The organism is Streptomyces sp. NPDC058157 (assembly GCF_042884105.1).
Classification (GTDB): Bacteria; Actinomycetota; Actinomycetes; order Streptomycetales; family Streptomycetaceae; genus Streptomyces.
Genome location: NZ_JBHVUQ010000145.1, coordinates 1 through 20,011 on the forward strand (window position 1 = coordinate 1; position 20,011 = coordinate 20,011).

At 72.8% G+C, this 20,011-nt stretch carries 14 protein-coding genes; 6 read left to right on the forward strand and 8 right to left on the reverse strand.

Annotated elements, in window-relative coordinates:
- Positions 1–302 precede the first annotated feature (302 nt).
- Positions 303–1,868: an oleate hydratase gene (locus ACFVXK_RS28170; protein ID WP_389616610.1), complete on the forward strand. Its 1,566-nt coding sequence runs from the start codon at positions 303–305 to the stop codon at positions 1,866–1,868.
- A gap of 39 nt (positions 1,869–1,907) precedes the next feature.
- On the opposite strand, the gene ACFVXK_RS28175 is transcribed toward ACFVXK_RS28170, so the two are convergent.
- From ACFVXK_RS28175 to ACFVXK_RS28190, 4 genes are all read right to left on the reverse strand, one after another.
- Positions 1,908–2,561 carry a disulfide bond formation protein B gene (locus ACFVXK_RS28175; RefSeq protein WP_389616613.1) on the reverse strand — a complete coding sequence of 218 codons (654 nt, stop codon included), beginning with the start codon at positions 2,559–2,561 and terminating at the stop codon, positions 1,908–1,910.
- 14 nt (positions 2,562–2,575) lie between these two features.
- Positions 2,576–2,734, reverse strand: coding sequence for a hypothetical protein (locus ACFVXK_RS28180; RefSeq protein WP_389616616.1), 159 nt, complete (start codon positions 2,732–2,734; stop codon positions 2,576–2,578).
- A gap of 173 nt (positions 2,735–2,907) precedes the next feature.
- On the reverse strand, positions 2,908–3,534 hold the full coding sequence (locus ACFVXK_RS28185; RefSeq protein WP_389616619.1) for a hypothetical protein: 627 nt from the start codon (positions 3,532–3,534) through the stop codon (positions 2,908–2,910).
- 347 nt (positions 3,535–3,881) lie between these two features.
- Positions 3,882–4,502, reverse strand: a complete 621-nt coding sequence (locus ACFVXK_RS28190; protein WP_389616622.1) for a nucleoside/nucleotide kinase family protein — start codon at positions 4,500–4,502, stop codon at positions 3,882–3,884.
- Positions 4,503–4,880: 378 nt separating this feature from the next.
- On the opposite strand from ACFVXK_RS28190, the gene ACFVXK_RS28195 reads away from it, so the two are divergent.
- Both ACFVXK_RS28195 and ACFVXK_RS28200 read left to right on the forward strand, forming a co-directional pair.
- Positions 4,881–5,090, forward strand: coding sequence for a hypothetical protein (locus tag ACFVXK_RS28195; protein ID WP_389616625.1), 210 nt, complete (start codon positions 4,881–4,883; stop codon positions 5,088–5,090).
- Positions 5,091–5,092: 2 nt separating this feature from the next.
- Positions 5,093–6,514 (forward strand): cytochrome P450, encoded by a 1,422-nt coding sequence (locus ACFVXK_RS28200; protein ID WP_389616628.1) that lies wholly within the window; start codon positions 5,093–5,095, stop codon positions 6,512–6,514.
- A gap of 59 nt (positions 6,515–6,573) precedes the next feature.
- On the opposite strand, the gene ACFVXK_RS28205 is transcribed toward ACFVXK_RS28200, so the two are convergent.
- From ACFVXK_RS28205 to ACFVXK_RS28220, 4 genes are all read right to left on the reverse strand, one after another.
- Positions 6,574–8,109, reverse strand: a complete 1,536-nt coding sequence (locus tag ACFVXK_RS28205; RefSeq protein ID WP_389616631.1) for an FAD-dependent oxidoreductase — start codon at positions 8,107–8,109, stop codon at positions 6,574–6,576.
- Between the two features lie 116 nt (positions 8,110–8,225).
- Positions 8,226–11,309 (reverse strand): hypothetical protein, encoded by a 3,084-nt coding sequence (locus ACFVXK_RS28210; RefSeq protein ID WP_389616635.1) that lies wholly within the window; start codon positions 11,307–11,309, stop codon positions 8,226–8,228.
- 95 nt (positions 11,310–11,404) lie between these two features.
- Positions 11,405–12,793 carry a hypothetical protein gene (locus ACFVXK_RS28215; protein WP_389616637.1) on the reverse strand — a complete coding sequence of 463 codons (1,389 nt, stop codon included), beginning with the start codon at positions 12,791–12,793 and terminating at the stop codon, positions 11,405–11,407.
- Between the two features lie 59 nt (positions 12,794–12,852).
- Positions 12,853–14,559, reverse strand: coding sequence for a thiamine pyrophosphate-binding protein (locus tag ACFVXK_RS28220; protein ID WP_389616640.1), 1,707 nt, complete (start codon positions 14,557–14,559; stop codon positions 12,853–12,855).
- Positions 14,560–14,853: 294 nt separating this feature from the next.
- On the opposite strand from ACFVXK_RS28220, the gene ACFVXK_RS28225 reads away from it, so the two are divergent.
- The 3 genes from ACFVXK_RS28225 to ACFVXK_RS28235 form a co-directional block, all read left to right on the forward strand.
- On the forward strand, positions 14,854–17,700 hold the full coding sequence (locus tag ACFVXK_RS28225) for a peroxidase family protein (protein ID WP_389616643.1): 2,847 nt from the start codon (positions 14,854–14,856) through the stop codon (positions 17,698–17,700).
- Positions 17,701–17,789: 89 nt separating this feature from the next.
- On the forward strand, positions 17,790–19,238 hold the full coding sequence (locus ACFVXK_RS28230) for a hypothetical protein (RefSeq protein WP_389616646.1): 1,449 nt from the start codon (positions 17,790–17,792) through the stop codon (positions 19,236–19,238).
- Positions 19,239–19,344: 106 nt separating this feature from the next.
- A partial coding sequence (locus tag ACFVXK_RS28235) for an AAA family ATPase (RefSeq protein ID WP_389616649.1) occupies positions 19,345–20,011 on the forward strand: 667 nt, incomplete at its 3' end.

Genomic DNA, 20,011 nt, shown 5'->3' on the forward strand with positions numbered 1-20,011 from the left:
ATCAGGACGAGGGCGATGTCGGTGATCCACTCGGTTGCTGTCATGCCCTCAAGCCTGCTGCGAAGCCGCTTTCCGCACCTGGACCCGGGGGTGGAGAAGGAGGTGGAGATCCGGGGCGGGGATGCCCGTGGCGGCGGTCCACCGCGCCGGGCGGCGTGCGCGCTGGGCCGAACCGGGGACCTGGGGACCGCTCCGGTGTCGCGCCGGACGCGCCGTGGAACCCATGGAGGGCTCCTCCGCCCGAGACGGCCGCGTTCCCGCGGACCGGGAAGGGCGGCGTGCGTGGGACGGAGGGACGGGCAGTGGCGAAGGCCTATCTGGTGGGCAGCGGGATCGCGTCGCTCGCGGCGGCGGCGTTCCTGATCCGCGAGGGCGGGTTCTCGGGGAAGGACATCGTGATCCTGGAGGAGCAGGACCGCGAGGGCGGGAGCCTGGACGCGGCGGGTTCCCCCGAGACCGGGTACACCATGCGCGGCGGCCGCATGTTCGAGATCCACTTCGACTGCACCTACGACCTGCTGTCTTCCGTCCCGTCGCTGGACGACCCGGCCAGGTCGGTCACGGAGGACACGTTCTCCTTCCACGAGGACTTCGCCTGGGACGACCACGCCCGCCTGGTCGGCGCCGACGGGAGCCTCATCGACGCGCATGCGATGACGTTCTCCGAACGGGACCGCCTCGAACTCGTGAAGTGCGTGGCCACGCCCGAGAGGCTGCTGGACGGCAAGCGGATCTCGGACCTCTTCCACGCGGAGTTCTTCACCACCAACTTCTGGGCGATGTGGTGCACCACGTTCGCGTTCGAGCCCTGGCACAGCGCGATCGAGTTCCGCCGCTACCTCAACCGCTTCGTCCACCTGTTCAAGACCTTCGACACCATGTCGGGGATCTACCGCACCCGGTTCAACCAGTTCGACTCGATCGTGCGGCCCCTCCTGGCGTGGCTGACGGCACAGGGGGTCACCCTCCGGCTCGGCACCCGGGTCACCGACCTGCAGCTGGCCGACGGGGACGCGCTGACCGTCGAGGCGGTCGTGTGGGAGCGCGGCGGGGAGTCCGGCCGGACGGCCGTCGCCCCGGACGACCTGGTGATGGTGACCAACGGCTCCATGACCGCGAACTCCACGCTCGGCTCCACCGACTCCGTCCCCGCTCTGGACACCACGTCCACCAGCGGGGCCTGGCAGCTGTGGGAGACCCTCGCCGCCAAGCGTCCGGGGCTGGGCGACCCGAAGGTGTTCGACTCCCACGTCGAGGACTCCACCTGGGAGTCGTTCACCGTCACCACCAAGGACCCGGTCTTCTTCAAACTGATGGAGGAGTTCAGCGGGAGCGAGGCGGGCAAGGGCGGCCTGATCACCTTCAAGGGGTCCAGCTGGCTGCTGACCATCGTGCTCAACCACCAGCCGCATTTCCGGGACCAGCCGGAGGACACGTTCGTGTGGTGGGGGTACGCGCTGTTCCCCGGCAGGCGGGGCGACTTCGTGGGCAAGCCGATGTCCGAGTGCACCGGCCGGGAGATCCTCGACGAGGTACTGCAGCACCTGCCGTTCGCCGAGCGCCAGCGGATCCTGGACGGCTCGCTGGTGATCCCGGCGAAGATGCCGTACATCACCAGCCAGTTCCTGGTCCGCAAGGCCGGCGACCGACCCCAGGTCGTGCCCGCCGGCTCCACCAACCTGGCCTTCATCGGCCAGTACGCCGAGGTACCCGACGACGTGGTCTTCACGGTGGAGTACTCCGTACGCACCGCCTGGACCGCCGTCGCCCAGCTGCTGGGGCTCGACAGGCAGCCCCCGCCCGTCCACAAGGGCGGGCACGATCCGAAGATCCTCATCGAGGCCCTCCAGACCCTCCACCGCCGCTGACCGAAGGCGCAGGAGACCGGGGCCGGCCCCGCCTCCGTCTCACAGCAGGTCGGAGATCAACCGGTAGGACGTCGGGTCACCGGGCATCTGCCAGTGCAGGCCCTGCAGGAAGAGGCAGGCCACCAGGTTGCTGACCGCGAAGAAGGCCAGGACGAACAGGGTGAACCCGGCCGCGCGGCGCAGGGCCGGTGATGCCTGCGCGGCGCCCAGCGGCTGGAACTCCCGTGCCAGGACGAGGTTCACGGCGGCGGCGAGGACCGCGACGAGGAAGGTGATCGCGGCCCACGTGTACAGGTGCAGGCCGAACAGGGCGCCCGCGTACCCGGGGTCCGGGGGCACGATGTGCATCAGCACCTGCGAGGCGGAGACGGTGCTGCCGATCAGCGCCGAGACGATGGCGACGCCCCACCCGGACGCGAAGTGCGCGGTGCCCACGGCGCCCTTGCGGGAACGGGCGATGATCATGGCCGGGCCGAGCGCGCTGAGCAGCATGAACATCCGCTGGAGCAGGCACATCGGGCAGGGGTGTTCCCACAGCGCGAACTGGAACACGTACGCGCCGCCGATGGTGGCGCACATGCCGAGGACGTAGGCGTGGGCGAACCAGAGGCCGAGGCGGTGGGTGAGCCGGGCCGGGGGAAGGGCCCGTTCGGGGGCGGCTGCGGTGGTTGCGGTGGTTGCGGTGGCGGTCATGCGGGGGCTCCTCCTCAGAAGCTCAGGCCGAAGGCGCGGTCGAGGTGGGGAAGGAACGCCAGCGTGCTCAGCGCCAGCGTTCCCGCCCACAGCGACAGCTGCGTCCCGCGCGGCCAGTCGCGCAGTACCGCCCACAGGCACAGGGAGATCAGGAGGAACAAGAGGGTGTACATGGTGTCCTTGCTTCATCGGAAGGCTCTTGCCCCCACCCTCGTGGGGCCCGCCGGCCGCCGGTAGGACCCGCGCTCCGATGGCGCCATAGACCGTGCTTATGCCCGGTCCCGGCCGTCTGTCGCGGCCGCGCGGCGGACCGGACGGGGCCCGGCGTGCCTTCCGGTGAACTCCGCTAGCCGGCCGTCCCGGAGGGGGACGTCAGCTGCCAGGGTCCCCAGCTGCCGCCCGGGGCCGCTTGCCAGACCTCCCACGTGCGGTCCCTGTTCCACTCGCGCGCCGCCACGTGCAGCCTGCCGTCGGGCAGTTGTTCCACGGTGCTCGGCTGGCTCAGGCCCACGCCGGTGTCCGGCACCTGGCCCATGGACCGGGTCGGGCCCCAGCCGGCGGCCGCGTTCTGCTGGTGGCGCAGTTCCATCGAGCCGCCGCCGTACGCCCCGGAGGCGAAGGCGTCGATGCTGCCGTCCCGCTCCTTGAACAGCACGACTCCGCCGTGGTACGGCGTCGGCGCGAGGCCGAATCCTTCCACCGGGCTCCAGCCGCCCGCGCCGGCGGCGTCCTCCACCGTGTGGCAGAAGACGCCGTAGGTCGAGAACAGCAGTTCCAGTTTGCCCGCCGAGTTCTCGATCGCCGTCATGGCGTAGCTCTTGGGGCCCACGGTCGCCGCGCTCACCCGTTGCCACCCCCCGTACGCACCGCCGGGTCCGTTCTGCTCGCGGTGCCAGACGAAGGGCAGGCCCCCGGTCGCGGTGGCGTCGTAGAAAAGCTGGAGCTGCGCGATCCGGCCGTCCGCACGCGGCACGGACACCAGCGTGCCCGCCACCGGCGAGCTCGCCAGGCCCCTGGCCCCGGTGTCGGTCGAGCACGCGGACGCGGCCTGCGCCGTCGCCGTGGGAACCATCGCGGCCCCGGTGCACGTCAGCGCCATCGCTACCGCGCCGCGCGCACATGCCCGGACCCACCTGTCCCGTAGAACTCTCCGTCGTGTCCTCATCAGCCCCCCGTTCTCCATGCGGCCCGTGCGGCCGCTGAGAATCCTCCTGAGGCGTGGCCGTTCGCGCCAGGCCACGAAACCGGCCACGCGCGGCGGCCGGATCACGCCTTGCCCGAGGGGGTGGCCCTCTGGGCGCCCCGGTCGTCCTGAGGCGTTCAGCCCGTGTCGACGACCAGGTCGGCGCGGTGGCGGCCCAGGGCGACGAGGCGGGCGTTCGCCTCGTCCGACCGGGCCACCCAGGCACGCGCGTGGTCCGGGTCCTTCCCGTGCCCGACGTGACGGGCGATCAGCCGGTCCAGGCGCAGGTCGTCGTCCGGGTCGAGGTACCAGACCTCGTCCAGCAGGGGCCGTACCGAGGCCCACTCCCCCGCGTCGTGCAGCAGGTAGTTCCCCTCGGTGATCACCAGCGGTACGTCCGGGGGGACGGGGATGCTGCCGGCGATCGGCTCCTCCAGCGTGCGGTCGAAGGCCGGCGCGTACACCGTGGACCCCTGCCGCGGTGCGCGCAGCCGCCGCAGCAGGGCCACGTAACCGGCGGCGTCGAAGGTGTCCGGGGCGCCCTTGCGGTCGGCGCGGCCCGTGCGCTCCAGCACGGCCTGCGCGAGGTGGAAGCCGTCCATCGGGACCACCACGGCCCGCTCCGGCCCCAGCGCCCGCGCGATCCCGGCGGCCAGGGTCGACTTCCCGGCCCCCGGGGGTCCCGCGATGCCCAGGACGCGCCGCTCGCCCGGGGCGGCCAACGCCGCCGCTCTCGATGCCAGTTCTGTCGTACGCATCCGCCCATCCTGCCCCGAGGTGTGCTCCGCGGCCGACCGGGCCACCATGGCTGGGAGACGGGAAGGGCGCGCCGACCGGCACCCGGCACGAGCAGGGACCGGCCGCCCGCACGGGAGGACACGTGCACCTGGACGAATCGGCCCGGGCCTGGGCCGTGATCATCGGCTTCGTCGGCGTCATCCTCGCCGACCTCACGGCGATCATCCTGATGAACGTCGTCGGCAGGTAGCCACCGCCGGGGGCGGTGATTGTGCCAGACGCGGAGGGCGGTCGCACGTCCCGTTTCCTCGTGACGTGCCCGTGGCGGCTCCTCGGGGCGGAATGGAGGCAACAGACCGGACGGAGCATCCGCCCGGCGCCTCTGAAAGGAACCAGCCATGGCTGCCCTGATCCCCCTGCGCAAGTCGCTCCTCATCGCGATCTCCGCCGTCGCCGCGCTCGTCGGCGGGGGTTCGGCCTTCGCCGCCTCGAACGCGGCCCCCCTGGCCAATGACCCCTCCGGGGCGCGGATCCAGCGCTCCAGTCCCCTGGCCCCCGGTGGGGATCGTAGCGGTGCGTATTACTACTACTACGTACAGGGGCGGTAGTCGTGGCGCTGCTCCGTGTGCCGCCCGGCCCCACCGGGGCCGGGCGGCACGGCAACCGACGCGCCTTCGACCGCGACCAGCTCGGCTTCCTGCTCCACCAGCAGCAGTACGGCGACCTCGTCCGCGTCGACGACGGCCTGTACCTCGCGAACTCGCCGGCCCTCGCCGAGGAGGTCTTCAAGCACACCAACACCACGTACGCCATCAGCCGCGACCTGCTGGGCGAGCAGACCGACGGGGGCCGGGCCTCCGAGGACCTGGCCGTGTGGATGCGGGCCCGCAGTCTGGCGGGACGCGGCTTGAACCGTACGAGCATGCGCGCCGCCGAGGACCGCCTCGCGGCCACCGCCGCCCGGCACGCGCAGGGCTGGCGGGCGCGCGGGACGGTCGAGGCGATCCCCGCGCTGGAGGACCTCAGCGCACACCTCGTCGCCGAGTTCTGCCTGGGGCCCGACACCGGCGGGGTGCCCGCCCTGCTGGCCCGGCTGCAGGACGCGCTCCTGCCGCCCGTCCTGCCCCTGCCCGCCGGCTGGCACGTCCTGCGCAGGCGGCGCCTGCACCGCGTCAACCGCGACCTGGTGGCGGAGGTGTCCCGCCTGATCGACCACCGGCGCGCGACCCACCGCGACGACTCCCCGCACACGGTCGCGGACCTGTTGAACACCGCCCGTGACGAGGGCGCCATCACCCCTGAGGGAGCCACCAGCATCATCGTCGCCAACCTGTTCGCCGCCCACGAGACGACCGCCGCGGCACTCGCCTGGCTGTTCCTCCTCCTCGACCGGCACCCCCGCATCCGCCGGCAGGTACGGGACGAGGCCGAGCGCGAGCTCGCGGGCCGCCTTCCGACCGCCGCCGACGTCCCGCGCCTGGCCGTCACGGAGTCCGTCGTGAAGGAGACGCTCCGGCTGTACCCGCCGCTGTGGCTGATCGAAAGGACCGTCGAGGAGCCCACCGAACTGGCCGGCTACCCCCTGCGCCCCGGGCAGCGCGTCGCCGTCAGCCCCTTCGTCCTCCAGCGCGACCCCCGCCACTACGACGACCCGACCGCGTTCCGCCCCGAGCGCTGGACCGACCGCTCCCCCTCCGCCCCCCTGCCCAAGTACGCCTTCATGCCCTTCGGCGGCGGGCCGCGCACCTGCCTGGGAACCCACTTCGCCACCGTCGCGATGACCGTCACCACGGCCACCCTCACCAGCAGCTACCAGATCACCCGCACCCCGGGCACCACACCCGTCTTCAGTACCCGCACCATCCTCCAACCCCACAAGCTCACCCTCGACATCACCGACCACCCGCGCGGCCCCCGCCCCCGCCCCCGCCCCCGTCCCAACGGAGCAGTGGCTTCCGCGGCCGGTCCCCGGACACCCGGGCAGGCCCGGTGCCCCTTCGCCGACGCCACGGCCCCGGAGCCCGCGCAGTAGGGGCCGGGAAGGAGGCGATCGGACGGCCGCGGCCTCGGGGGCCGCGGCCGTCACACGACTCAGGCCGCAACGGGTGCGGGGGCCGGCCCGCCGAACCAGCGGCCGGCGGCCTGCTCGAACTCCGAGCGATCAGGGAGCCGGTCGCCCGCCCAGGCGACCACGCCGTCCGGCCTGACCAGCACGGCACCGCACCCGAGGTCGTCCGCCGCCGTCCCGGCCGCGTACCGTATCCGGCCCTCCCAGCCGGCCGCGGACGCGTGCAGGCGCCGGTCGGTGCTGAAATCGAGCACGACACCCGTTCCGTCCGCCATGAGGTCCCCGAGGCGCGTGCCGTCCTCGAAACGGAAGTCGGGGGCGCTGCGGCCGACCAGCGGATGGTCGCCGCCCAGGTCGTACCGGATCCACGATCCCGACAGCTTCTCGTACACGTAGGTCGCCCCGTCACGGGTCCCGAGGAAGTCGCGGACCACCGCCTGGATGGCCCGGGCGTACGGTTCCGGCCTCATGGTCGCCACCTGGGCGCGCGTCCAGTCGAGCACGGCCGCACCGATCGGGTGGCGCTCGCCGGTGTAGCTGTCGAGGAGGCCGTCCGGCGCGTGCCCGCGCACGGTCGCCGCGAGCTTCCAGCCCAGGTTCACGGCGTCGCCGATGCCGGTGTTCAGGCCCTGGCCGCCGAGGGGGGAATGGATGTGGGCGGCGTCGCCCGCGAGCAGGACGCGTCCGCGCCGGTAGGCCGTCGTCTGCATCGCCCGGTCGGTGAAGCTGGAGGCGAGGTGGACCTCGTCGATGGTCACGTCGATGCCGGACACGCGGCGCAGGACCGCCTGCAGGTGCTCGCGGGTCAGCGGCTGTGAACGGTCGAAGGCACCGCCGTCGAAGTCCATCATGGCGATGTGCCCGTCGCCGGGCAGCCGGAGGTACATCCCCGACCGCGTCGGGTGGAACCCGGGGTGCAGCCGCCCGGCGTCGGCGAGCGTGGCCTGCATGGTGTAGCCGGTGAACTGCGGTTCGGTGCCGACGAATTCGAACCCGGCGAGCTTGCGCACCGTACTGCGTCCGCCGTCGCAGCCGACCAGCCAGCGGGCCTCGTGGGCGTCCGCGCCCGCTCGGACGACCACGCCGTGCCCGTTTTGGGAGACGGCCGAGACGGTGACGCCGCGCCTGATGTCCACTCCGAGCTTGGACGCCTGCTCGGACAGCACCGTCTCGACGGCCGCGAGGTCCGTCACCACGCCTTCGAGCGCCGCCCCCGGGAGCCGGAAGGGGAGGGCGCCGGTGTCGACCCGGTCCCCGTCGAGCATCATGCCGGCGAAGTGGCCGAGGAACCGGGGGCGTGCCGGTTCACCCGCTTCGGGGGCCACGTCGAACACCTGCTGGTCACCCGACGCCGCCAGCAGCGGTTCGAGCAGTCCGCGCCGGTCGAACGCCTCCGCCGACGCGGCGGACAGCCCGCGCCTGCCGAGCGGGGCCGACCGTAACGGCGAGCCGCGCCCCGGCTCCCGTTCGAGTACCAATACGGAACAGCCGGCGAGACCGAGCTCGCAGGCAAGGACCAGACCCACCGGGCCGGCTCCCACGATCACCACGTCATGCACGAGAGATCCCCTCCTAGGACTCCGGACCGGACGCCTGTCCGGCCGGACCTCTCCCAAGGTGCCAGCCCCCACCGACATCACACCGACAGCACCGGCAGGCCACCGACAGGCAGCGGCTACGCGGGTGGGGTGTCGGGGTGGAGTTCGGCGGCCTTGGTGCCGAGGTGGTGGCCGAGGGCTCGGTAGGCGTCGAACTGGGCGTGGTCGAACCACTGGTCGAAGGTGGCCTGGCGGGGGAAGGCCGGCTCGCGCAGGGCGTAGCTCAGCAGGTCCTCCGGCATGTCGGGGGTCAGGGTGGCCTTCACGAAGATGATCGTCCCCCTCGTGGTCTTCGGGGTGCCCGGGGAGAACTCGACCTCCTCCGGGTACTCGATCGTGCCGCGCACCACGCCGGTGGCGGAGAAGCGGGCGTTGAGGGCGGCCATCGGGGTCTCGGGCGAGAGGGGTGTGCCGCTGCCGGGTACCAGGTCCAGCAGGTTCCGGCCCTCCTCCCGGTCGAACCTGATCTTCACGCCGAGGTCCTCGTAGGCGAGCGTCACCGCCTGGGCGAGGGTGGTGGGCAGCGGCGGGCTGTCCCCGGAGGCGTCGATGACGTAGACCGTCCGGCAGCGCAGCCGCAGCATCTCGACCAGGCCGAGGTTGTCGAAGTGCCCGCCGTCGGTGCACAGCAGCAGGGGCGTGGTGTCCGAGAACCAGCCCACCAGTTCCTGGAGCTGGTAGCGCAGCCGCCGCACCCGGGGCAGCCGCGGCATGATCCGGTCGGGCCCGTACTTCGCCAGTTCCGCGATGTAGAGGGGGTTCGGGATCCAGGTGCCCAGCCGTACGTTGGACAGCGCGAGCAGCCGTTCCAGGAACGTCGTCTGGGAGCCCATCGCGGAGGCGAAGGCCGCCCCGGACACGGCGACGGCCGACTGTACGGTCAGGTCGCGCCCGATCATCTCCGGGGCGGTCCGCTGCAGGGTGTCGGTGCGGACCCAGCCGGTGTCGGGGCCGCCGCAGTAGTCGGAGGCGAAGGTGAAGGGAACGGCCGGGCGCCCGGGTGCGGTCCGGTTGCGCAGCGAGACGGCGGCCGATGCGGCGAAGATGACCTGGGGGAAGCCGGGCACCCGCTCCGCGTAGGGGTGCAGCGGGGTCGGTTCGCGGTTGTAGTCGTACGGCAGGGCGCCCACCGAGCCGCCCTTCAGCACCGCGCGGCGGACGGCGAAGGCGCCGGCCAGCCGCTGGCGGTAGAAGGGGTGCAGGCTGAAGGTGGTCTGGTCGATCACGAGCGACAGAACGACCAGGGCGATGGGGATCCCGGCCTTCCACCAGATGTTCCACGTGCCCGCGTAGACGGCCGTCCAGGTCATGAGCGCGAGGTAGAAGAAGGCGACCAGGAGCAGCACCAGCCAGCACACCGCGGCCTTGACCCAGCCGCCGCCGACCTGGACGACGAGGGAGGGGCCCTTGCGGAACGGGCCGGCCTGGGTGCCGTCCGGCGTCAGCTGCTTCACCGTCTTGTGCACGACGGTGAACCAGGTGCCGACCGCGGTCACCGCCCCGGTGAGCGCGGCGAGCAGGGACAGTCCCCTGCCGTCGTTGTAGACCAGTCCCTGTTCGTGTGCGAGCCAGGCGAAGAACCAGATCACCGCCGGGAGGACGATGGAGAGCACGGCGACCGCCAGGGCCAGCGCCACGATCGCCTTCACGATGCTGCGCAGCCAGGCGGGGCGGGACGCATGGGTCCAGGCTCCGCCGAAGGCGAAGGCCACCGACACGAGGCCGGCCAGGCCGAGCAGGACGAGGACGGGCTGCCAGGCGTCCGGGTACAGGTGGAACGGGGGCAGGAAGGTCTCCGGGGGCCCGGGGCACACCGGGAGCGCCGGGTTCTGGCAGGTCGGTACGAAGACCTTCGGCCGCGGGACGAAGCGGTGGAGGTCGGTCAGCGGGAGCCGTGAGTAGAAGGCGTTCAGGAGCTGGCCGACCACGGTGAAGAGAAGGGCCAGCATGCCGAAGGAGACGGCCATCCCCCGCAGCACCGCCCCGATGGCGTGCACCCTCTCCTTGGGGGCGTCCGCCAGGTACTTCGCGTGCCGGCGGATGTGGTCCTCCTCCGGGCTGCCCGCCGCGAACGCGTCCGCGGGCCGTGCCAGGCCCGGCCGCGCCACCGTGGGCCTGCCCTTGGCGTCCAGGAACCGGGCGTCGGTCAGGGCCAGTTGGAGGGCGCCGGCGGTGTATCCGCCGCCGGACACCGACACCAGGTAGTCCGCCTGGACCAGTTGGGCGCGCAGGGCCTGCAGGGCGCCGAGGGTGACCGACGCGGACCGGATGCCCCCGCCGGAGACGCAGAAGCCGAGCTCTCCGGGTTTCCGGGTGGGCGGCTGGTAGCGGCGGTCGCGCCAGCGGGCCGACGCGGTGTCCGCCGGGTCGGCGGCCAGGCGTGGCCTGCCCGGGTCGGGGGCGGTCCACTCGGCCAGGGGTTCCCAGTCGTGGGGCGCGGCGGGCGGGAGGATCACGTCGGGCAGGTCGGTGTGGTCCGCGGCGGGCTGGTCGACGTACGCCACGGCGGGACGGGGGCGGTCCGCGGTGGCGCTCCGCACCAGGGAGGGGGTCAGCAGGCGGCGGGAGCAGAGGGTGGCGACGGTCAGGAGGGCGGCCGCCACCAGCGGAATGACCAGCGCCCATTTCAGCTGGGCGAAGTGGCCGGCCCATTGCAGGTTCCGTTCCAGATCATGCTCCGGGCCGCTCCCCAGGACGCCGGCCAGGCGCGGTCGGGGGCCGGCCGGATCGGCCTTGACGCGGTCCAGGGCCTTCCAGAGGAAGACGTTCTCCACGCAGTCCGCCGCCACCACCACGGGGGTGAGGAAGAGGGCCCGCAGGGACCACAGCCGGGTGGCCTTGCGGTAGAGGAGCAGGCGCCCGAGTCCGAACGTCCCGGCGAGGGCCGCCGCGTACCCGGGGATGAACCAGCACCAGTCCAGCACGAGCCCGTCCTGGAAGAGTCCGGCGCCGCCCCGCGCCTTCACGACGGCGCGGGCCCGCGCGGGGGTGCCCGCGAACTGGAGCAGCAGCTCGCCGTCGCCGGGCGGCCTGGCCCCGAAGGGCACGGCCGCCCCGTACCAGAGGACCATCGTGAGACCCGCGGCGAGCCCGAACAGGCACAGCCCCACCGCCCAGCCCGGCACTTCCCGCAGTTTCAGTTGCGCCCGCGCATTCGGCATGCACGCAGAGTAATGGCTGGAATGCGGCTGGTGATGCTTTGGGCGGGCCTGGCGGGGGAACAGGACCCGCTCGGCCCCACCCGGCGGATGCCGGGCTACGGACCGTGCCAGTCGTGGTCGTGGGTGCGGTGGGTCTCGGTCAGCCCGTGGCGGAAGAACCGTTCGTAGTAGCCGTTCTCGACGTGGTGGGCCTGGAGCCAGACGCCCGGCACGTGGATGGTGTCGCAGTGTGCGGGGAACCGCCCGTGGGTCTCGTGGATGTAGGTGCAGATGTCCCGTGTGCAGGCGATGACGTCGGCGGCGTAGTCGCCGGCCTGGTGCAGGTACCGGCTGCCGAAGTCCCCCCGGTAGATCCGGGCGAACAGCGCCTCGTCGGCGTAGATGCCCTTCGGCCCGAACTTGCCCGCCACGACGGCGTCGACCGCTTCCGCCATGCTGCCGTAGTTGGGCGGGCACATGGCCTTGATGAGGTACTCGCCGTCGTGGCGCAGGGCGACGGGGGCCGCGCGCAGGTTGGCGTAGCGGGGCAGCGGCACCTGCCAGCGCAGGATGTCCGCCGGCCGCCAGCGCGGGACGGTCCAGTCGAAGCCGAGCATGGGGCCGTAGCCGGCGCGGAACTTGGGGTCGCCCAGCGCGATGGGCGGGGCGAGCGACGCGTGGATCCAGGCTCCGAGGCCCATGGCGTCGGCGGTGAGCATGAGGTTCTGCAGGAGCAGGTCGGCCTCGATCTGGGTGCGCATGGCCCAGATGGCGCCCAGCGGCAGGGTGACGTCCTTGTTGAGGAAGCCCGACTTCACCCACTTGCGCACGCCCGCCGGACGGTAGAAGTTGCGGTCGTCGACGATCGTCGGCCGTGCTCCCTCGGGCTGGGTCAGCAGGTACATCAGCCCGTTGACGTACTGCCGTGTCAGGTCGACCACGGGGAGGAGGACCGTGGTGCCGGGCAGGTTCGACAGGAAGCGGTTGGAGTCGAGGTAGGCGGGGAAGTCCCGTTTCCCCTCCGGTACGTCGAGGCGGTGGTCGAGCAGCCGCACCTTCGCCTCGGCCGCGCGGGCGCACAGGGTCGCGGCGTCGAACCGCGGTGGCGGACCGTCGGCGGGCGGGGGGAGGGTGCGCAGGAAGTAGGTTCCGCTGTCGTTGATCAGGAAGAAGTGCGTGCCCTGGGCGTTGTCGGGGCTGCCGGCGGTCCTGCCCGCCATGTTGAGGTTCGGTTTGGCCATGATGGGCTTGCCGTCGCGCGGGTCGGCGAAGGGACGGTCCGGCATGGTGAGTCCGGAGCATCCGGTCAGGGCGATCAGGACGGCTTCCTCGAGCTCCGTGAGCGGGGTTCTCGGTGCGCTGGAGGTCCAGCTCATGGAACCGGCCTCGACCGAACTGCCGCGGCTGACGCGGTGGGTGCGGCGGTGCCAGATCGACGTGAGCAGGGGCCGGTTCATCAGGGCCTCGAGCCCGGCACGGCCGCGGGTGTCCAGCGGGTCGTTCATACCTCGGTCCCTTCAGCATGCCGCGCCACGTCACGCCAAACCGGTGGCCGTGGCGGGGGTCAGTCGCGGGGGCGGGCTTCGGCCGTCTCCACCAGTGCGGCGAGGACGCCGTCGGGGGACGGGCTGTAGTGGGGAACGGCCCAGCGCGTGATCCTGGCGTCGATGAGGGTGGGCCGGCCGGAGTCCAGGGCCGTGCGGAAGGCCTTCTCGAACGCGTCCAGGGTCTCGACGCGGTAGCCGTCGGCGCCGCATGCCCGCGCGTACGCGGCGAAGTCGGGGTTGCGGAACTCGACGAGCCCCGCCTCCCCGTAGGTGGCGAGCTGGAAGAGTTTGATCAGCTTGAATTCCTCGTCGTCGAAGATGACCCAGATGACGGGGATCGCGTACTCGACGGCCGTCATCAGCTCGAATCCGGACAGCGAGTAGCATCCGTCGCCGCAGCCGACGACGACGGTCCGCTCCGGGTGCGCAAGCTTCACGCCGATGGCGCCGTTGACGTGGCCCGCCATCGGGCCGAAGGATCCGGCCTTGCGGAAGTTCTGTCCCTCCTCCAGCTCTACGTGGTAGCCGAGCCAGGCGAGGTGTGCTCCCGCGTCGGCCAGCAGGACGCCCTTCGGGGGCAGCAGCCGCCCGATCGCCCGGGCCAGCTCCCCCGGATGGATCTTCCCGGGCTCGTGGACGACGGGCCGGACGTCGTGGTCACGGCCCGCCACCTCGGCGGCGGGGACCTCGCCGACCTTCCGCTCCAGCGCCTCGTGGAGCGCCGCGACGGCCAGGCGCGCGTCCGCGTGCAGGGGGTGGTCCGGGGTGTAGGCCTTGTGGAACTCGGCCTCGGAGATGTTCACATGGACCAGTACCTTGCCCGCGAAGAGGTCCTCGCGGTAGTTGAACGTGGCGTGCTGGTTCAGGGAGTTGCCGACGCACAGCACCACGTCGGCCTCGCGGAAGGCCTTCCAGGCGCTGGCGTGACCGCTGTCGGCGAAGACGCCCACGGACAGCGGGTGCCCCTCCGAGACGATGCCCTTGCCGTCGAGCGTGGTGAGCAGCGGGATCCGGAACCGTTCGATCAGTCGCCGGACCTCGGCTCCCGCCCCGCTGCGGACCGCGCCGAATCCGACGAGCGCCACGATCCGCTTCCGCTGCGCGAGGGCCTCGGCCAGCATCGACGCGATCTCCTCCACGCGCGCCGGATCGGGGACGACCGGCGGTACGTGCAGCCGGATGTCGCGGAAGTTCCCGACGTCGACGCCACGGTGGGTGAGGTCCTCGGGGACATGGATGTGGACCGGTCCGGGCCTGCCCTCGAAGGCGGTGTTGACCGCGTCCTCGAGCACGTCGCACGTGTCCGCGGCGTCGGTGAGCAGGAAGGACTTCTTCGTCGTGGCCGCGAACATGGCGCGCGAGTCGGGTGTCCTGTTCAGGCCCGAGGTCTCGTTGAGCGAGCCCCAGCCTTCCCAGGCCCTCGACGCGTAGCCCGACACGGCCAGGACCGGGTAGGAGTCGGACAGGGCCACGGCGAGGCCGGAGAACAGGTTGAAGGCGCCCGGTCCGGCCGTCGCGAAGCAGAAGCCGAGCTGGTCGGTGTACATCGCGTAGCCGCAGGCCATGAAGGAGGCGGCCTGCTCGTGCCGGGTGATGACGGGCCGGATCCGCCGTGAGTGCTTCAGCGCCAGCATCAGGCCGGCGGCGTTCTCTCCGGCGCCCCCGAAAGCGGCCCGCACCCCGATTCCTTCGAGTCCCTTGACCAGGGCTTCGTAGACTCTCATCGCCCTTCCTCGGCTCCCTCGCCCCGGAATCCAGCTTGCCATCGGTCGGGCCATCCCGCTCCCGCAAGCGGTGTGGCCCGTGCGGGTGACGGGCCCGGGCCACGAGACCCCGGCGCGGGCCCGGAGCCACCCGTCTGCGCCGTTCCGCGCGACGCGCCCGCGCCGCTGCGTCAGGGTGGCCGTGTGTAACGGAGGTGCCCGCCGGCTCGGTCGCGGGCAGCCGCGCAGCGTCGCCCCGGATCGGCCCCCACCGCACGTCCGGCCGGCCGGGGACGCCTTGGCGAAGAGGCACACATGGACGAGATCGGCCGGTACGAGCACTACGTGGGCGGGAACCCGGATGCGGAACGGCTCCTCTTCGAGCGGCTGGCCCATGACCTCATGCGGGTCCAGCTCAAGAACAGGAAGCGCAGCGGCGCCGCCGACATCGCGCGGGCGTTCCACGCCAAGGGGGTCCTCGGCGCGGAGAACGCGCGCCTGAGGTTCGGCGACGACCTGCCGCCGGACCTGCGGACCGGCTTCGCGCGTCCCGGCGCCGAGTATCCCGTCACCGTACGCCTCTCGAACGCGAACGGTTCGCGGCAGCCCGACCAGGCCCCCGATCTGCGCGGGGCGGCCTTGCGGGTCGCGGCGGGTCCGGACGAGGCGCACGACCTGCTGATGACGAGCCATCCGGTCTCGCACGCACGCGACGCGCGCGAGTTCGTCGCGTTCGCCAAGGCGATGGCGGGCGCCGACTCCACCCCGCGCAAGGCCTTCGCGCTGTTCGTCAGGCTGCCGCTCGCGGTGGGCTGGTCCACCGCCGCGCGCATGCGCCACAACGTGCGGGCCGGTACCCGACACACCGTCCGCAGCCTGGCACTGGAGACGTACTGGAGCCGCGGCGCCATCCTGTGGGGCGCGGCCGGACCGGTCCGCTACCAGCTGCGCCCGGCCTCGGACGCGGCCGCGGCCCCGGCCCCCTCCCCCGGTGACCCCGACCACCTGCACCGCGAACTCGCGGAGCGGCTGAAGCGGGCGGACGTCGTCTTCGAGCTGTACGTCCAGCGCTACGTCGACGAACGCCGCACCTCCGTCGAGGACGGCACGGCCGAGTGGAAGGAGCGGGACACCCCTCCCGTCCTCGTGGCCACCCTGACCGTGCCGTGCCAGGACATCGACGCCGCCGAGGCCCGGACCGCGGCCGCGCGGGTCGAGCAGCTCGCCTTCAACCCGTGGAACACGACCGAGGCGTTCCGGCCCCTCGGAAACCTCAACCGCGCACGCAAGGCCGCCTACGAGGCCAGCAGCGCACACCGCCTCGGCCAGCGGTTCGCGGGCGTCCAGCCCCGCCGCAACGCAGTCCTGGGCGTGCCGCTGCGCGGCGCCTTCGACGTCCTCGACCGGTTCGTCCCCTGGCACCGGCTCCCGGTGCCCCTCGGGCTGCTGAACCTCGTGGCCCTGCGGCAGCGGCTGCGGCGCTCCAACCTGATCGACACCGACCTCCACGAGGCCCCGCCCAGGACCCGGCCCGTGCCGGCGGCCGTCGACGAGAGCATGCGGGTGGCGCGCAGCTACGACGGCACCTACAACGACCTGTCCGCGCCGGGCATGGGCGCCATCGGGGCCGCCTTCGGCCGCAACCTCCGCCCGGTCTACCGGCCGGACCTCTTCGACGTGCCCAACCCGGTCACGGTCAGCAGGGAACTGCTGCACCGCGACGCCTTCCTCCCGGCGCGTTCCCTCAACATCCTGGCCGCCGCCTGGATCCAGTTCCAGGTGCACGACTGGGTCAACCACAAGCGCTACCCGACCGGTACGACGGCCGTCGAGGTACCGCTGCCGCCCGGCGTCACGTGGCGCAACACCCCGGGCGGAGCGGCCGAGAAGGTGATGCGCTTCGCCGAGAACGAAGGGCTGCACCCGGCCGACGGCAGCGGACCGCCCGTCCTCTTCGCCAACGCGGCGTCCCACTGGTGGGACGGCTCGGAGATCTACGGCGGCGACAGGCAGACCGGCATGTCGCTGCGGGAGGCGGACGGCGGCGCCACCCTGCGGCTGGACGACGGTCACCTTCCGCTCGGGCCGAACGGCCTTCCGCTGACCGGGTTCGCGGAGAGCTGGTGGTTCGGCCTCAGCGCGATGCAGACCCTCTTCGCCCGCGAGCACAACGTCGTGTGCGAGGCGCTGCGGCGGGAATACCCGCGCCTGGACGAGGAGCGCGTCTACCAGACGGCGCGACTGGTCGTCTCGGCCCTCATCGCGAAGATCCACACCGTGGAGTGGACTCCGGCGATCCTCGCCACCGAGGTGATCGACATCGGGTTGAAGACCAACTGGCAGGGCCCGCCGAAGAAATGGCTCGACCAGCTGGGCCTGTGGCTGTTCGAATCGCACGCGCTGACCGGCATCCCCAAGACCCTGCCGGACCACCACGGCGCCCCGTACTCGCTCACCGAGGACTTCGTCACCGTCTACCGCATGCACCCGCTGCTCCCCGACGACTTCGAGCTCGTGGACCACCGGCTCGGCCGGCGGCTGGACACCCTCGGGTTCACCGACCTCCAGGGCTCCGCCACGGAACCGCTGATGCGCAAGACCGGTCTGGCCAACTCGCTGTACTCGCTCGGCACGGCCCATCCCGGCGCGATCACCCTGCACAACTACCCGCGGGCGCTCCAGGCGTTCGAGCGGGACGGGGAGATCATCGACCTGTCCGTGGTCGACCTGGTACGGACCCGGCGGCGCGGGGTGCCCCGGTACAACGACTTCCGGGCCGGCCTGCACAAGCCGCGCCTGCGGCGGTTCGAAGACCTGTCCTCCGACCCGGAGACGGTCGCCCGCCTCAAGGAGGTCTACCGCGACGTCGACCAGGTCGACACGATGGTGGGACTCTTCGCCGAGAACCCGCCGCACGGCTTCGGTTTCAGCGACACGGCCTTCCGCATCTTCATCCTGATGGCGACGCGACGCCTGCAGAGCGACCGCTTCCTCACCGTCGACTTCAGGCCGGAGGTGTACACGCCCCTGGGCATGGACTGGATCGAACGCAACGGCATGACCAGCGTGGTGCTGCGGCACTGCCCCGAACTGGCGGGCTCCGTGCCGCGCACGGCCAGCGCCTTCGCGCCCTGGCGCGTGACCCCCGCGAAACCCTGCTGACAGATCGTTTGGGGCCTGCCTATGATCCCGGCGATGACCACTTCCTCCTCCACCGGATCGGGGGAATCGTCCGCGCAAGGTGAGTGCTGATGGCAGCTCACCTCGCGGAACCGATTCCCTCCCGCCTGCTCATGTGGCAACGCGTACGCGAGTACGCCGTGCCACCGTCCATGATCGAGAACGCGTCGGCTCGCCGGGCCGCCGGTGACTGGGCGGGGGCCTGCGCCGCCGCCCGGATCGACGTCGATCTCGATCTGCGCGCCGTGCGTGACCGCCACGGCACCGAACTCGCCTCCCGTCTGCGGGCCGATCTGCGCCGTCTGGCGCCCGATCTGCTGCGCTGGCACATGCCCCGCACGGCCCCGGACGGGCGTCTGCGGCCCGGCCTCACCCTCTGTCTGGCCCGCTACGAGGCCCCCGGCCGGACCACGCTCCGGCTCGTGGTGAGGACACCGCCCGCCTGGGCGGACGCGGGCCAGCGGATGTCCCTGGCGCTCTGGGAAGGGTCCCGGGACGACCCGCCCGCGTACCATCCCCACCCGCATCCCGACCGGCGCTTCCGGCTCGACCTGCACCGCCACCTGTGGGACGGCACGCGCAGCGCCGGGCTGGCGGGGAGGTGCTGGGCCCCCCTCACCCCGCACGGGCCGCAGGGCCGCGGGCCGGGGGAACACCTGCCCGCCGCGCTGCCGGAGCACTGGGCCGCCGAGGCCGAGCTGCTGCTGCGGGCCGACGGGCGCCCGCCCCGGGGCCGGCTGACCGTACGGTTCGGTGCGCGCGGCCACGGCGTCTTCGAGCTCGTCGCCCCGGACGACACCCACGCCCCGGTGCTGCGGCCGGTGCGGGAGGTGCCGTCGCCGCGGGCGGCGGCCGGGCTGCCGGTGCTGCCCGAGGCCGCGGCGAGGCCGCTGCCCGACCTCGAGCTGCTCCGGGCGGGCCTGCTCCGGGCCGACCGGTTGCACCCGCTCGTCGCGGAGGCGCTGGCGGGGCCGGCCGCCGTACGGGCTTTGGGGTCCGGGCCTGTGCGGGACCCCGGGCCGGCCGCCGCCGCGGGTACGGACCCGCACCGGGTGGACTGCCGCGGGGAGGTGCACCGGATCGCGTTGCGGGACGGCACGCTGACGGCCGTCGACCACGAGCCCGCTCAACTGGCCCGTGAGGAACTCCTCGTGGCGCTCGGTGGCCCCGGCCTGCCCTGTCTGCGGGCGATCGACGCGGTCCACCGCAGCCCCGAGGCGCTGCCCGCGGTCCGCGAGCGGCTCGGCCACGGCGACGTGACCGGCGCCCTGGCCGTGGTGGAGGGGCTGCTCGGCCCCGGCGCGGTGCTGCGTGAGGGTCCCCTGCGGGAGGCCCTGGACGCGGCGGTGGCGGGCCGCCTGGACCAGGGGCTGTTCCGCGCGGGGCTGGTGCCCGTGCCTCCCGCCGCCCTCGCGGCGGGCCCCGTCGGCCACCGGCCGCGGCGCGAGCGCGGTCTGCCTCCGGAGCTGCGCCGCAAGCGGAGCTCCCGTGCCCGTCCCCGGACCGGTTTGCACCTCTGACCCCCTCTTCCCCTCCTCTCACTCCCGTCGGCGTGCGCGTACGGACCCTCGCCGCCGACGACGTCCGGACGGATCCCCGTCCCCGAAACCCTCACAGGTGATGCCCATGTCCTCCAGCCCCCTCCTCCCCGCCCGCCTTCCCGGCCTTCCCGGCCTTCCCTCCGACGGCGCCCGGCCACAACTCTCCGTCGCCCGGGACCTCCTGACGCTCCTGCGGACCACGACCACGCAGCCGCGCCACGACGAGCAGCTCGAAGCGCTGACCCTGGCGGTGGCCGCGGACCTCCCCGTCCTGCTCTGGGGTGAGCCCGGCATCGGGAAGACGGCAGCGCTGACCCAGCTCGCCGCCTCCCTGGACCTGCCCTTGACGACGGTGATCGCGAGCGTCCACGAGCCGACGGACTTCTCCGGTCTGCCCGTCCTGGGTGAGGACCCGGCCGAGAACGGGGTGCCCATGGCGCCCCCGCAGTGGGCCGTGGAACTGGTCCGCGCCGGGCGGGGACTGCTGTTCCTCGACGAGCTGTCCACCGCCACGCCCGCCGTCCAGGCCGCGCTGCTGCGCGTCGTGCTGGAGCGCAAGGTCGGCGCGCTGCACCTGCCGTCCGACGTCCGGATCGTGGCCGCGGCCAATCCGCGCGCCTCGGCCGCGGACGGCTGGGAGCTGAGCCCGCCCCTGGCCAACCGCTTCGTGCACCTGTACTGGGTGCACGACCGGGAGGTGGTGGTGCGCGGCCTCGGCGGGGTCTGGCCGCGTGCGGAGCTGCCCCGGCTGG

Bases quoted from the DNA above. Each gene is read 5' to 3' on its own strand.
- ACFVXK_RS28175 (WP_389616613.1), bottom strand. From the start codon at position 2,561: ATGACCGCCACCGCAACCACCGCAACCACCGCAGCCGCCCCCGAACGG.
- ACFVXK_RS28180 (WP_389616616.1), bottom strand. From the start codon at position 2,734: ATGTACACCCTCTTGTTCCTCCTGATCTCCCTGTGCCTGTGGGCGGTA.
- ACFVXK_RS28190 (WP_389616622.1), bottom strand. From the start codon at position 4,502: ATGCGTACGACAGAACTGGCATCGAGAGCGGCGGCGTTGGCCGCCCCG.
- ACFVXK_RS28195 (WP_389616625.1), top strand. From the start codon at position 4,881: ATGGCTGCCCTGATCCCCCTGCGCAAGTCGCTCCTCATCGCGATCTCC.
- ACFVXK_RS28210 (WP_389616635.1), bottom strand. From the start codon at position 11,309: ATGCCGAATGCGCGGGCGCAACTGAAACTGCGGGAAGTGCCGGGCTGG.
- ACFVXK_RS28215 (WP_389616637.1), bottom strand. From the start codon at position 12,793: ATGAACGACCCGCTGGACACCCGCGGCCGTGCCGGGCTCGAGGCCCTG.
- ACFVXK_RS28220 (WP_389616640.1), bottom strand. From the start codon at position 14,559: ATGAGAGTCTACGAAGCCCTGGTCAAGGGACTCGAAGGAATCGGGGTG.
- ACFVXK_RS28225 (WP_389616643.1), top strand. From the start codon at position 14,854: ATGGACGAGATCGGCCGGTACGAGCACTACGTGGGCGGGAACCCGGAT.
- ACFVXK_RS28230 (WP_389616646.1), top strand. From the start codon at position 17,790: ATGGCAGCTCACCTCGCGGAACCGATTCCCTCCCGCCTGCTCATGTGG.